This window comes from Brachybacterium paraconglomeratum (assembly GCF_039541415.1).
Classification (GTDB): domain Bacteria; phylum Actinomycetota; class Actinomycetes; order Actinomycetales; family Dermabacteraceae; genus Brachybacterium; species Brachybacterium paraconglomeratum_A.
Genome location: NZ_BAABGE010000010.1, coordinates 98,626 through 111,001, shown reverse-complemented (window position 1 = coordinate 111,001; position 12,376 = coordinate 98,626). Strand labels below are relative to the sequence as shown.

General features: G+C 70.1%; 12 protein-coding genes. 9 read left to right on the top strand and 3 right to left on the bottom strand.

From position 1 onward, the window contains the following. Positions 1–42 precede the first annotated feature (42 nt). Entirely contained in the window at positions 43–735 is a 693-nt protein-coding gene (gene msrA / locus ABD893_RS15110) for a peptide-methionine (S)-S-oxide reductase MsrA (protein WP_345082134.1), read from the top strand. A gap of 5 nt (positions 736–740) precedes the next feature. Here the strand turns inward: msrA and ABD893_RS15105 are convergent, their stop codons facing one another. Beyond that, on the bottom strand, positions 741–1,280 hold the full coding sequence (locus tag ABD893_RS15105; RefSeq protein ID WP_345082131.1) for an arsenic metallochaperone ArsD family protein: 540 nt from the start codon (positions 1,278–1,280) through the stop codon (positions 741–743). Positions 1,281–1,322: 42 nt separating this feature from the next. Between ABD893_RS15105 and ABD893_RS15100 the strand changes: the two genes are divergently transcribed. Next, positions 1,323–1,925 (top strand): LURP-one-related/scramblase family protein, encoded by a 603-nt coding sequence (locus ABD893_RS15100; protein WP_345082128.1) that lies wholly within the window; start codon positions 1,323–1,325, stop codon positions 1,923–1,925. A gap of 25 nt (positions 1,926–1,950) precedes the next feature. Here the strand turns inward: ABD893_RS15100 and ABD893_RS15095 are convergent, their stop codons facing one another. Beyond that, complete coding sequence (locus ABD893_RS15095; RefSeq protein WP_345082125.1) at positions 1,951–2,934, bottom strand: aminoglycoside phosphotransferase family protein; 984 nt, start codon at positions 2,932–2,934, stop codon at positions 1,951–1,953. A 5-nt stretch (positions 2,935–2,939) separates the two neighbouring features. After that, entirely contained in the window at positions 2,940–3,680 is a 741-nt protein-coding gene (locus ABD893_RS15090) for a FadR/GntR family transcriptional regulator (protein WP_345082122.1), read from the bottom strand. 310 nt (positions 3,681–3,990) lie between these two features. Between ABD893_RS15090 and ABD893_RS15085 the strand changes: the two genes are divergently transcribed. From ABD893_RS15085 to ABD893_RS15055, 7 genes are all read left to right on the top strand, one after another. Continuing rightward, positions 3,991–5,634 carry an ABC transporter substrate-binding protein gene (locus ABD893_RS15085; RefSeq protein WP_345082119.1) on the top strand — a complete coding sequence of 548 codons (1,644 nt, stop codon included), beginning with the start codon at positions 3,991–3,993 and terminating at the stop codon, positions 5,632–5,634. 102 nt (positions 5,635–5,736) lie between these two features. After that, complete coding sequence (locus ABD893_RS15080; RefSeq protein ID WP_345082116.1) at positions 5,737–6,702, top strand: ABC transporter permease; 966 nt, start codon at positions 5,737–5,739, stop codon at positions 6,700–6,702. Between the two features lies 1 nt (position 6,703). Further along, on the top strand, positions 6,704–8,761 hold the full coding sequence (locus ABD893_RS15075) for a dipeptide/oligopeptide/nickel ABC transporter permease/ATP-binding protein (protein ID WP_345082113.1): 2,058 nt from the start codon (positions 6,704–6,706) through the stop codon (positions 8,759–8,761). Further along, entirely contained in the window at positions 8,758–9,588 is an 831-nt protein-coding gene (locus tag ABD893_RS15070; protein WP_345082110.1) for an ABC transporter ATP-binding protein, read from the top strand. Before ABD893_RS15075 ends, ABD893_RS15070 begins: the two co-directional genes overlap by 4 nt. An 81-nt stretch (positions 9,589–9,669) precedes the next feature. After that, a complete protein-coding gene (locus ABD893_RS15065; protein WP_345082107.1) occupies positions 9,670–10,641 on the top strand; it encodes a dihydrodipicolinate synthase family protein in 972 nt (323 codons plus the stop codon). After that, positions 10,634–11,599: an ROK family protein gene (locus tag ABD893_RS15060; protein WP_345082104.1), complete on the top strand. Its 966-nt coding sequence runs from the start codon at positions 10,634–10,636 to the stop codon at positions 11,597–11,599. Before ABD893_RS15065 ends, ABD893_RS15060 begins: the two co-directional genes overlap by 8 nt. Before the next feature lie 72 nt (positions 11,600–11,671). Next, entirely contained in the window at positions 11,672–12,355 is a 684-nt protein-coding gene (locus ABD893_RS15055; protein WP_345082101.1) for an N-acetylmannosamine-6-phosphate 2-epimerase, read from the top strand. Positions 12,356–12,376: the final 21 nt, after the last annotated feature.

Genomic DNA, 12,376 nt, shown 5'->3' with positions numbered 1-12,376 from the left:
CCTACCTGCCACGATCGGCCTGCGAGGTCTACCGTGAGGGGCATGTGGCAGATGATGGACCTCCTGTATGGGCACAAGAAAGAAATGGTCGCGCGGGAAGATGCCCTCCCGGGCCGCGACCGCTATCTCTACCCGCTCGAGCGCGAGCACCTTGTGCTCGGCACCGACATGCTCGGCCCCGACTCTCCCGCCGATCCTCGCCCCTGGCCCGCTGGCAGCGAGGAGATCATCCTCGCCGGCGGCTGCTTCTGGGGCATCGAACGGATCGCCTGGCAGATCCCCGGCGTGCACACCACCTCGTCGGGATACGCTGGCGGGTACACGCCGCACCCCACCTACGAGGAAGTCTTCTCCGCGAAGACCGGCCACACCGAGGCCGTGCGCGTCATCTACTCCGGCGGCGAGCCGACGCTTCGCGCCCTGCTCACGCAGTTCTGGGAGCAGCACGACCCCACCACCGCGAATCGTCAGGGCAACGATGTGGGCACCGAGTACCGCAGCGCTGTGTACTGGACGTCCGAGGCACAGGGCGAGGTGGTGCGCAGCTCTGCGGAGCGCTACCAGCAGGCGCTCGATGAGGCCGGCCGCGGGAGCATCACCACCGAGCTGTCACCGCTCGCTGAGGCCGGAAACGGCGTGTACTACACAGCCGAGCCCGAGCATCAGCAGTTCCTGGAGAAGAATCCCAGCGGCTACTGCAACCACGGGTTCAATGGTGTGGCCTGCTCGATCTGAGCGACTCAGCGGGCCGGGGCATCCTGGCCGGGCAGCCCGTCGCCGTGGTCCCCGCCCATGAGGTTCCGTCGGACGCCGATCTCCGGCCCGCCTTCGGGCCGTGCCGGAGCCGGGGCGACGCCCAGCAGCTGCGCCGCGAAACCACCCGCCTCGCGCGGCATCGGCATGGCGCCCCCGCCGGGCGCTCCCCCGGGCCCGCAGGCCGACGCCGCCGCTGAGCGGGGCGCTCGCGGGGCGCCTCCCTCGCGGGCGAAGCGCGTCATCTGCTCTGTGGTGGGGTAGACCGAGCTGACCACGATGTCCAGCCCCAGCAGCGTCACCGGCAAGGCCGACTCCCCCGCGGACTCCAACAGCGCGCGCACCGGCTCGCACTCCTCGAAGGCCCAGGCATCCTCGTCCTGCAGGTAGACGGTGATCGGCTGGCCGGCGAGCGCGAGCGCCGCGGCCTCGTCGAGAAAGGCCTCCTGCTGCTCGACATCGGGCGGCGGGGAGGGCAGGAAGATGTCCAGTGCCGCCTGCTGTGCAGAGTCATCCACAACGTTCATGAGCACCACCGTAGCGCTCCGGGCGCCTGGCACACTGTGGCGATGGATTCCTCCGCAGCCATGCCCGTGCCCCACGCAGTGCCCGGCCCCGTGCTCCTCGGCCACGACACACTGGTGATGCAGCAGATCACCGGGTTCATGTCCAACGACTTCGACATCCTCGACGGCACCGGCGAACAGGTGATCGGGCACGTCACGACCTCAGGCGGCGGGGTGTCGCGCTTCTTCGCAGGGAGCCGCTCCTTGGACGTCGCCGACGCCGATGGCACGCCCCTGCTGCATGTGGAGGATCCGCCGGACATCGGCCTGGATCGCTTCGAGCTCTCGACCCCCGACGGCGCACCGCTGGCGGAAGTGACCAGCAAGCTTGCGTTCTTCTCGACGCGCGTAGGGATCGCGGTGGCGGGCGGGCCCTCGCTCGAGCTGAACGGAGACATGCTGGGCATGGACTTCACGTTCGAGGTCGAGGGCTTCGTCGCCGCGACGGTCGCCCGGCAGTGGGGCGGGCTCTCCCGTGGCTTCCTCGGGCACAGCCGCTATGTGCTCGCGATCGACCCGACGGCGCCGCCGCAGCTGCGGCTGGCGATCATCGGCGGCTGCATCGTGCTTGACCTGATCCGACAGAAGAAGTCGCGCAGCAACTGAGCCCGGCAGGCACGGCAGTCTCTGATCACCGCAGCATGCGCTGCGCGGTGCGCAACCATGCCGCCGACTCCTCGGTCCAGCCCAGGTTGCCCAGGTGGATCCCGGTGGTGACGCGTTCGAGCGCAGCCCAGGCTGCGATCCGCTCCGCGTCGAGCTCGAGGCGCTCCGCGAGCTGCACGACGAGCGCTGCATGCCAGCGCCGCCCTGCGCCGACTCCCTCGCGTTGATCGAGGTCGTCGATCACCTGCTGGTGGTCCCGCAGCGCGACCCCGACGTCATACTCCGGCTCACCGAGGAAGCCGTCGGGGTCGATGAACACATGCTCCGGCCCACGACGCAGCACATTGCCCGGATGCGGATCTCCGTGCAGCACCACCTGGCGCGGAGAGGGAGCGGCGATCAGCTCGAGGGCGAGGGCTCGCGCGCGTTCGAGGACCTCGCGCTCTCCCTGCCCACCGCCCGCACCCTCCAGCACCCCACCGCTCGCGCCCTCGAGCACGCCGTTCGCGAGCAAGCTCTCGAGCGCACCGTCCACGAGGGCCAGCAGAGAGGTGGCTTTCTGGGTGGGGGTGAAGGGTGTGCCGACGGCGACGGGAAGCTCCCAGGTGGTCGGCAGCAGGTCGGCGAGGGTCAGGGACTGGGCGACAGGGTCGGGGACGGACGCCCACAGCGACGGGCCGAGTCGTTCCAGCAGCACCGCGCCGAGGTCATCGGCCTGCTCGAGCACTCGCACGTAGCCGTTCCCGTCTGCCGCCCGAAGGATCCTCACCTGCTGGGCGTGATCGGAGCCGTGCCCGCCGAGCTTGAGCACAGCGGGGCCCGTGGTGCGGCCGTGCACTTCGAGCACCGGCAGCTCGGCCCCGTCGGCGAAGGTCCGCACCACGGTGAGCTCCCAGCGGGACAGCACCGCTCCCAGTCGGTCCGGGAGTGCGTCGAGGAGGTCCCGCGCCCAGGGCTGCACGGCCCAGGGACGAGCCCGCGCCTCATCGAGCACCTCCGTCAGGTGCACGGGTCTCAGGCCGGTTCCGCAACGGCCGCTTCCGCTGCCGCTCCCTGCGCTCTCGCCGCCGCGTCCAGCACCCGCCCCAGCGGGAGGTAGTGCGCATGGACGGCCTGGCGGTAGGCCTCCGCGTCGCCGGCCTCGAGCGCGGTGAGCATGGCCTGGTGGGCGTCGACGGTGTCCAGGATGTCCTCGGCCGGCGGGAGCTCGAGCAGCGGCACGGCGACGGTGTGGATCTCCCAGAACGCCTGCGCGAGCTGCCGCAGCAGCCCGTTGTCCAGATGTGAGAACAGCGCCGTATGGAAGGCGGCATCCGCGTCGGGGAACGGCCTGCCATCGGAGGCGAGAGCTCGCATCTGCTCGACCAGCCCCTCGAGCTCGGGGTTCGTGGTGTCGCGGTAGAAGCCCACCAGCTGATCCGCGACGGAGAGATCGAGGGCGATGCGCAGCTCGACCACCTCTCGCAGTGCTCGCAGATCATTGCCGTCATCGAGCCGGGCCCGGAATAGCAGCCCGTCCACCAGCGGGGAGAGCGAGAGCTGACCTACGAAGGTGCCGTGCCCGTGTCGTACCTCGACGATGTCCAGCGAGGCCAGGGTGCGCATCGCCTCGCGCACCGAGGAGCGTGAGATCGCGAGCCGCTCGCAGAGCGCACTCTCGGTCGGCATCGGGTCCCCCGGCACCAGCCCTTCGACCAGGATCAGATCCTGGATGCGCTCGACAGCGCTGTTGCCCGTGCCTCTGCTGCGCACCATGCCTCTTCCTCTCGGACCCGGCGCCGCTATGGCGCAGGTCTCATCATGCCGTGATTCGGCCTCCACCGTGCTCCGGTCCGGAGGGTCCTACCTCGACGTGGCGACCTCTTGAACGTTTGGTCACCGTTCGGTGACGACCGCTTCCCGAGGTGGTGGCGATCACGCGATCCGTGATGTACTCTCACCAGTCATCAGACATCATACGTCTGATCTTCGCATTGTGGCGGACTTCCCGCTGACTCGCGAGGACGGCGTGACCATCCCCGTCGCCACCGGCGCCGGGACCACCCTCTGAAGGGATGTATCAACGGTGATCTCCAACTCCACTGGTCGGCTCGGCCGACGCGGCTTCCTCCGCGGCACCGCTGCCATCGCCGGCGCGGCCGGCATCGTCGCCGGCATCGGCGCCTGCGCACCGAGCGACTCCGGCAACGGCGACAGCGGCAGCGGCTCCGACGGCGGCGGCGCCCCCGCCGGCGAGGCGAACCCGGACGGCCACATCAATGCCGCCATCAGCTACGAGCTCGGCACCAACGGCTACGACCCCATGACCACCTCGGCGGCGCTGACCGTCGCGGTCAACTGGCACACCCTCGAGGGCCTCACGGAGCTGCACCCCGTGACCCGCGAGGTGTACGCGGCGCTCGCCACCGAAGTCCCCGCCGCCGAGGGCACCAGCGTCGACGTCACCCTGCGCGAGGGCGCCGTCTTCCATGACGGCTCGCCGGTCACCGTCGACGATGTCGTCTTCTCCGTCGAGCGGGTCCAGGACCCGGCGAATGCGTCGCTGTACTCGCAGTTCATCCCCTTCATCGACACCGTCGAGAAGAAGGACGACACCACCGTCACCTTCACCCTCCTGCATCCCACCGGCGTGTTCGCCGAGCGGCTCTCGACGGTGAAGATCGTGCCGAAGGCTGCGGTCGAAGCGGACCCGAAGGCCTTCGACTCGAACCCGGTGGGCTCCGGCCCCTGGAAGATGACCGACAACTCCGCCGCCTCGAAGATCGTCGAGTTCGAACGCAACGACGACTACAACGGCCCGATGCCGGCGAAGGCGAAGACCATGAGCTGGCAGGTGATCCCCGATCCTTCGACCCGCACCAACGCGCTGCAGTCCCAGACCGTCCAGGCCATCGACTCGGTTCCCTACCTCTCGATCGACCAGCTGAAGGCCTCAGCCGACGTCGAATCCGTCGGCGGCTTCGGGCTGCTGTTCGCGATGTTCAACAACCATCCCGACAACCCCTTCAACGATCTGAAGAACCGTCAGGCGTTCCTCTACGCGATCGACATGGACAAGGTCATCGAGACCGGCCTGGCCGGCCAGGCCGAGGCGGCCAGCTGCTTCGTGCAGAAGGAGCACCCGAAATACAAGGAAGCCTCGACCGTCTACTCGCTGGACCTCGAGAAGGCCAAGTCCCTGTTCGCCGAGACCGGCCTGACCTCGTTCCGGCTGCTCTGCACCGATCACGACTGGGTCGCCCAGTGCACCCCGATCATCCAGGAGTCCCTCACCGCCGCGGGCGTCGAGGTGAAGTTCGAGCAGAAGCAGTCCGCCGACGTCTACGCGACGCTCGACGGCGGGCCCGACGTGTATGACGTGACGATCGCCCCCGGCGACCCCTCGGTGTTCGGCAACGATCCCGACCTGCTCATGCGCTGGTGGTACGGCGGCGACGTCTGGACCGAGAACCGGATGCACTGGAAGGGCCAGCCCTCCTATGACGAGGTCCAGACCCTGCTGACCGAAGGTCTGGAGGCGTCTGATCCGGCAGAGCAGGCAGCCACCTGGGGAGAGCTGTTCGACCTGCTCTCCAACGAGGTGCCGCTCTACCCGCTGCTGCACCGCAAGGCCCCCACCGCCTGGGACTCCACCACCCTGGTGGACTTCCAGCCGATCTCGCTGACCGGCCTCAGCTTCGTCGACGTCGCCTCGACCCAGGCCCCCTGACCCGGCCAGTCCCCTGACTCGGTGAGGTCGGGGCCGACACCACCTGTCGGCCCCGACCCCGGTCCCCCTGCATCTGCCCACCTCCACGTCTCGGAGGACCTCGTGTCCCAACTCGTCCGACTGCTCGGGCGGCGACTGATCGCACTGCCGATGATGACCCTCGGCGTCACCCTGCTGGTGTTCGTCATCATGTCGTTCTCGCCCTCGGATCCTGCCCGTCTCGCCCTCGGGGAATCCGCCTCCCCGCAAGCGCTGGAGATGTATCGGGAGGCCAACGGGCTCAACGACCCGATCTGGCTGCGCTACTTCACCTTCCTCGCCGGCATGGTCCGTGGCGACCTCGGCACCACCAGCGGGAATGTGGCGGTGACCGAGGTGGTCGCCCAGGCCTTCCCCATCACCCTGCAGCTGACCTTCCTCGGCCTCGCGATCGCGATCTTGCTCGGCGGGCTGCTCGGTGTGCTCGCCGCCCTCTTCCGTGATCGCTGGGTGGACCAGGTGATCCGGGTGCTGAGTATCGCCGCGCTCGCCACCCCGTCCTTCTGGCTCGCGATCCTGCTGATCCAGTGGCTCGGCGAGATCCCCGGCGGCTGGGGCATCTTCCCCGCCCTGGTGACCCGGTGGGTGAGCGTCTTCGACGATCCCGCCACCTACCTGCGCAACATCGCCCTGCCGGCCCTCGCGCTGGGAGTCCCCGTCGCCGGTTCCCTGGTGCGCGTGGTGCGCACCGCGATGGTCGAAGAGCTGGACCGCGATTACGTGCGCACCGCCATCGGCGCCGGCATCCCCTACCCGGTAGTCGTGGGTCGCAATGTGTTCCGCAACGCGCTGATCACCCCGGTGACCGTCCTCGGGCTGCGGGTCGGCTATCTGATGGGCGGCGCGGTGATCATCGAGATCATCTTCAACATCCAGGCCATGGGCCAGCTCATCCTGGACGGCGTCACCCGCAACGACGTCTTCCTGGTGCAGGGAGTGACCCTGGTGGTCGCGATCGCTTTCATCGTCGTCAACATCGCGGTGGACCTCCTGTACGTCATCATCAACCCCCGGATCAGGAGCATCTGACATGCGACCCAAGCTCGGATCCCGCCTGCAGTCCGTCAGCGGCAGCCCGCTCGCCCCGTTCACCGCGCTCCCCTGGCCCAGCCGGATCGCGGTGGTCTTCCTGGCGCTGCTCGGGCTCACCGCGATCTTCGCCCCGCTGGTCTCCCTGCACGGCCCGCTGACCACGGGCACCCCGGTGCAGCCTCCCAGCGCTGAGCACTGGATGGGCACCGACGCGATCGGCCGCGATATCTTCTCGCGCGTCGCCCACGGCGCCCGGGCCTCGCTGCTGATCGGCCTCGTGGCCACCGCCGGCGCCCTGGTCGCCGCTGCGGTGATCGGCTCCTTCGCCGCCACCGCCCCGAAGTTCCTCTCCGAGGTCACGATGCGCGTGCTGGACGTGGTGATGTCCTTCCCCGGCATCGCGCTGGCCGCGGTGTTCGTGGCTGTGTTCGGCACCTCGCTGCCGGTGCTGATCTTCGCGATCGGCTTCCTCTACGTCCCCCAGCTGGCCCGCGTGATCCGCGCCAACGTGCTCGCCCAGTTCGGTGAGGACTACGTCGCAGCCTCCCAGGTGATGGGTGCCTCCACCCCCTGGATCCTGGTCAAGCATGTGGCCCGCAACTGCATCGCCCCGATCATGGTCTTCGCGACCGTGCTGGTCGCCGATGCGATCGTGCTCGAGGCCTCGCTGTCCTTCATCAACGCGGGTGTGCAGCCGCCGAACCCCTCCTGGGGCAACATCCTGGCCGACGGCAAGCAGCTGCTGCTGTCCGGCTACTGGTGGCCCACGTTCTTCCCGGGCCTCGCGATCCTGCTGACCGTGCTCTCGCTGAACATCCTCTCCGAGGGCCTGACCGACGCGATGGCCAGCCCCCGGGTCAAGGTGGCCGTCGACGTCGAGGCCGATGAGCAGTCCCTCGTCGGGGCTGACGCTGAGGGCCAGACGGGCGGGGCCGCCCACCCGACCGGCACCGCCGGCCCCGCCCACGAGCTCCCCCATGAGGTGCTCGGCACGACCGACGAGCAGACCGCTCAGCGGCTGCTGCGGGAGTCGCTCTCCGCCCTGCGCAGCGCCGAGCTGGCGCGCCCCGAGCGCGTGGCCGCGGACACCGTCTCCGCGCCCCTGCTCGAGGTGCAGGATCTGCGGGTGTCCTTCGCCTCCGCGCACGGCGGGACCGACATCCTCGACGGGGTCTCCTTCCAGGTGCGGCCCGGCGAGACGATGGGCCTGGTGGGCGAGTCCGGCTCCGGCAAGTCCGTGGCCAGCCTCGCCGTGATGGGGCTGCTGCCCCGCAGCGCTCAGGTCAGCGGGAAGGTGCTGCTGAACGGTGTGGATCTGCTGTCCCTGCCGGCGAAGCAGATGAACGCCCTGCGCGGCCACGAGATCGCGATGATCTACCAGGATGCGCTCAGCTCGCTGAACCCCTCGATGCTGATCCGTGCCCAGATGGCTCAGCTGACCAGCCGCGGCGGCACCCGCAGCGCGGAAGAGCTGCTCGAGCTGGTGGGCCTGGACCCGAAGCGGATGCTGAACTCCTACCCGCATGAGCTCTCGGGCGGCCAGCGCCAGCGCGTGCTGATCGCGATGGCCCTGACCCGCGACCCGAAGCTCGTGATCGCCGACGAGCCCACCACGGCCCTGGACGTCACGGTGCAGAGGCAGGTCGTGGACCTGCTGAACCGGCTGCGTGAGGAGCTCGGCTTCGCGATGGTGTTCGTCAGCCACGACCTCGCGCTGGTCTCCCAGCTCGCCGACCGCATCACCGTGATGTATGCGGGCCAGGTGATGGAGCAGGCCACCACCCATGAGCTGCTCATCGACCCCCGCCACGAGTACACCCGCGGCCTGCTGGGCTCGGTGCTGTCGATCGAGGCGGGCGCCGAACGCCTGCACCAGGTCCCCGGCACCGTCCCCTCCCCCCGCGACTTCGCCGTCGGCGACCGTTTCGCCCCGCGCTCGCTGGACCCGTCGGCCGATCCCACCACGCGCCCGCGCCTGGTCGAGATCGGGATGAGCGGCCACCTCGTGGCCACCACCGGCTCCGTCCCCGCCGCCCTCGAAGGAGACCCGCGATGACCACCGACTCGACTCCGCAGTTCACCTCGGATGCTGCCGGCCAGCAGCAGCCCACGATCGAGCTGGTCGACGTCCACGTCGTCCACCAGCTGCGCAGCGGCAGCCTGCTGCATCCGGACACCATCCGCGCCGTCGACGGGGTGAGCGTCTCCGTGCGCCGCGGCGAGGTGCTCGGCATCGTCGGCGAGTCCGGGTCCGGGAAGTCGACCCTGGCCCGAGTGATGACCGGCCTGCAGCCGGTCACCAGCGGTCACGTCTTCTTCGACGGCCAGCCGCTGCGGCGCGGCGGCGCGGCCCGCAAGCAGCTGGGCCGGAAGGTGTCGGTCGTCTTCCAGGATCCCGCGACGGCGCTGAACCCGCGCCTGGCGGTGCGGGAGACGCTGATCGACCCGCTGCGAGTGCACTCGATCGGCACCGAGTCCGCGCGCCTGGCCCGGGTGAAGGAGCTCCTGCACCTGGTGGGGCTGCCCCAGTCCGCGCTCGAGGTGCTGCCCCGTCAGCTCTCCGGCGGGCAGCGACAGCGCGTCGCGATCGCGCGCGCCCTGGCGCTCGAACCCGAGATCATCGTCGCCGACGAACCCACCAGCGCCCTGGACGTCTCCGTCCGCGCGCAGGTGCTGAACCTGCTCACCGACCTCAAGCAGGAGCTGGGGCTGGGCCTGGTGTTCATCTCCCATGACATCAGCACCGTCCGCTTCATCTCCGACACCATCGCCGTCATGCACCACGGCAAGGTCATCGAGCACGGCACGGTCGAGCAGATCTTCGACCACGCCGAAGACGAATACACCCGATCCCTGCTGGCCGCGGCGCCCTCCCTGCTGTGATCCCACTGCTGTGACAGCGCCGCTGTGAAAACCACTCCGAGCATCCAGACATCCACCGTTCTTCCAAGGAGCACCACCCTCATGACCTCTCCCTCCCCTCTCACCGGTGTCGTCCCCCCGCTGCTGACCCCCCTCACCGCTGACGGCGACATCGATCTGCCCTCCCTCGAACGGCTGGTCGCCCGCATGCTCGAAGGCGGAGTGGACGGGATCTTCGCCCTCGGCTCGAGCGGTGAGGTCGCCTTCTGGGACGATGCCCGCCGCGCCGCCGTGCTCGAAGCCGTCACCGGCACCGTCGCCGGCCAGGTGCCGGTGATCGCCGGCGTCATCGACATGCAGACCGATCGCGTGATCCAGCACGTGCGCGCCGCCGAGCGCTTCGACCTCGCCGGCTATGTGGTCACCGCCCCGTTCTATGCGATCACCGGGCCCCAGGAGATCGACACCCACTTCCGGGCCGTCGCCGCCGCGACCCAGCGCCCGATCTGGGCCTATGACATCCCCGTCTGCGTGCACGCGAAGCTCTCCGGGGCGCAGATGCTGCAGCTCGGGACCGAGGGCATCATCACCGGGGTGAAGGACTCCAGCGGCGATGATGTCGGCTTCCGCCGGCTCGCTGCCGCGAACCGGGCCGCAGGCTCCCCGCTGACCCTGCTGACCGGTCACGAAGTGGTCGTCGACGGCGCCTACCTCGCCGGGGCCGACGGCTCCGTGCCGGGGCTGGGCAATGTGGACCCGGCCGGTTATGTGCGCATGCACCAGGCCGCTCAGGCCGGTGATTGGGAGCAGGTGCGCCGCGAGCAGGACCGTCTCGCGCAGCTGTTCGAGATCGTCTTCCAGCCCACCGACAAGGTGGGTCCTGCCGCCGGCGTCGGCGCCTTCAAGACCGCGCTGCGCGAGCTGGGGATCTTCTCCACCAATACGATGGCCACCCCCATGACCCCGATCGAAGGAGACGCCGTGGACCGCATCCGCGCGATCCTCGAGCAGACCGGCCTGCTCGACGGGGCAGGTTCAGGCGGGGCGGGCACCACGGGACCTACCGGTGCCTGACCCGGTCCTCGCCCTCGACCTCGGCGGCACCAAGATCCGCGCCGCGCTGGTGCACGGGGCGGGGGCCGACGACGCCGCCCGCCCCGCCCCGCCGCGGCTCGACCGGGTCGCCGAGGTGCCGACCCCCGCGACCGTCGGCCCTGCCGCGATCCTGGGCGCCGCGGCGGAGCTCGCCGAACAGGTCCGCGCCGGCGCGCAGGTGCAGGCCGTCGGCCTGTCCTCGGCCGGCGTGATCGACAGCGACCGCGGCCGGGTCTCCCACGCCACCGACTCCCTCACCGGCTGGGCCGGCACCGATCTCCTCACTCCGCTCGCGGACCGTTTCGGAGTGCCGGTCAGTGCGCTGAACGATGTCCACGCCCACGGGCTCGGCGAGGCGCGGTTCGGAGCCGGCCGCGACCGCGCCTCCCTGCTGCTGGTCGCGGTGGGCACCGGGATCGGCGGCTGCCATGTGCTCGACGGACGCGCGGTCCTCGGCTCGCACGGCGCCGCCGGTCACGTCGGCCACATGCCGGTGCCCGAGGCGGAGGGGGTGCCCTGCCCCTGCGGCCGGATGGGTCATCTCGAGGGCCTGGCCTCCGGGCCCGGGATCCTCCAGCTGGCCTCCCGGCTCGGTGCGGATCCCGCACTGACCGGTGGCCGGGCGCTCGCCGCCGCGGCCAACGCCGGTGATACCGCGGCGCGGGAGGCCTACCGGATCGCCGGGCTCGCGACCGGGCGGGTGATCGGCGCGCTGCTGAACGTGCTGGATCCCGAGGTGGTGGCATTGACCGGTGGGGTCCACGGAGCCGGAGCGCCCTGGCGCGACGCCGTGAATGCCGGGATCGCGCAGGAGGCGATGGATGTCGTCGCCGCCACCCCCGTGCTGCCGGCGAGCGCCGGCGAGCATGCTGCTCTGCTGGGCGCCGCCGCCCGTGCGCTCGACGATCTCGCCGCCCCCGTCGCGACGCTGCCCTGACTCTGCCCTAACCCGGTTCCCGCGCCTTTTACTGCTCACCATCGACCGTCCGCTCTGCCGATAGGACCTCTCATGCATCCTCTGCTCGCCCCGCTCGAGGGCTCTCTGATCGTCTCCTGCCAGGCCTACCCCGGTGAGCCGATGCGCGATCCGCGCACGATGGCGCAGATCGCCGCAGCGGTCGAGCAGGGCGGTGCGTCGGCCGTGCGTGCCCAGGGGCTCGAGGACATCGCGCAGGTCAAATCCGCCGTTGCGGTCCCGGTGATCGGGATCTGGAAGGACGGGGAGGAGGGAGTCTTCATCACCCCCACCCTCGACCACTGCCTCGCCGTGATCGATGCGGGCGCGGACATCCTCGCCCTGGACGGCACCACCCGGCCCCGCCCCGACGGGCGCACCTTCGCCCAGACCGTCACCTCCGTACGTGAGCGCTTCGACGGGCCGCTGATGGCGGACTGCGACAGCCTCGAATCTGCACGCATCGCGGCGGATCTCGGCGTCGAGCTGATCGGCACCACCCTCGCCGGCTACACCGCAGCACGCCCGAAGACCAACGGACCCGATCTCGCACTGCTCGGAGAGCTCGCGCAGCAGCTGCCGGCGTCCTCAGTGCTGGTCGCCGAAGGACGGGTCCACACCCCTCAGCAGGCCGCCGACGCCCGCGCAACCGGCGCCTTCGCGGTCGTGGTCGGCACCGCGATCACCCATCCCACCAGCATCACCCGCTGGTTCTGCACCGCGGTCGAGGACGCCTGATCCCGTCGGCTGCACCGCCCA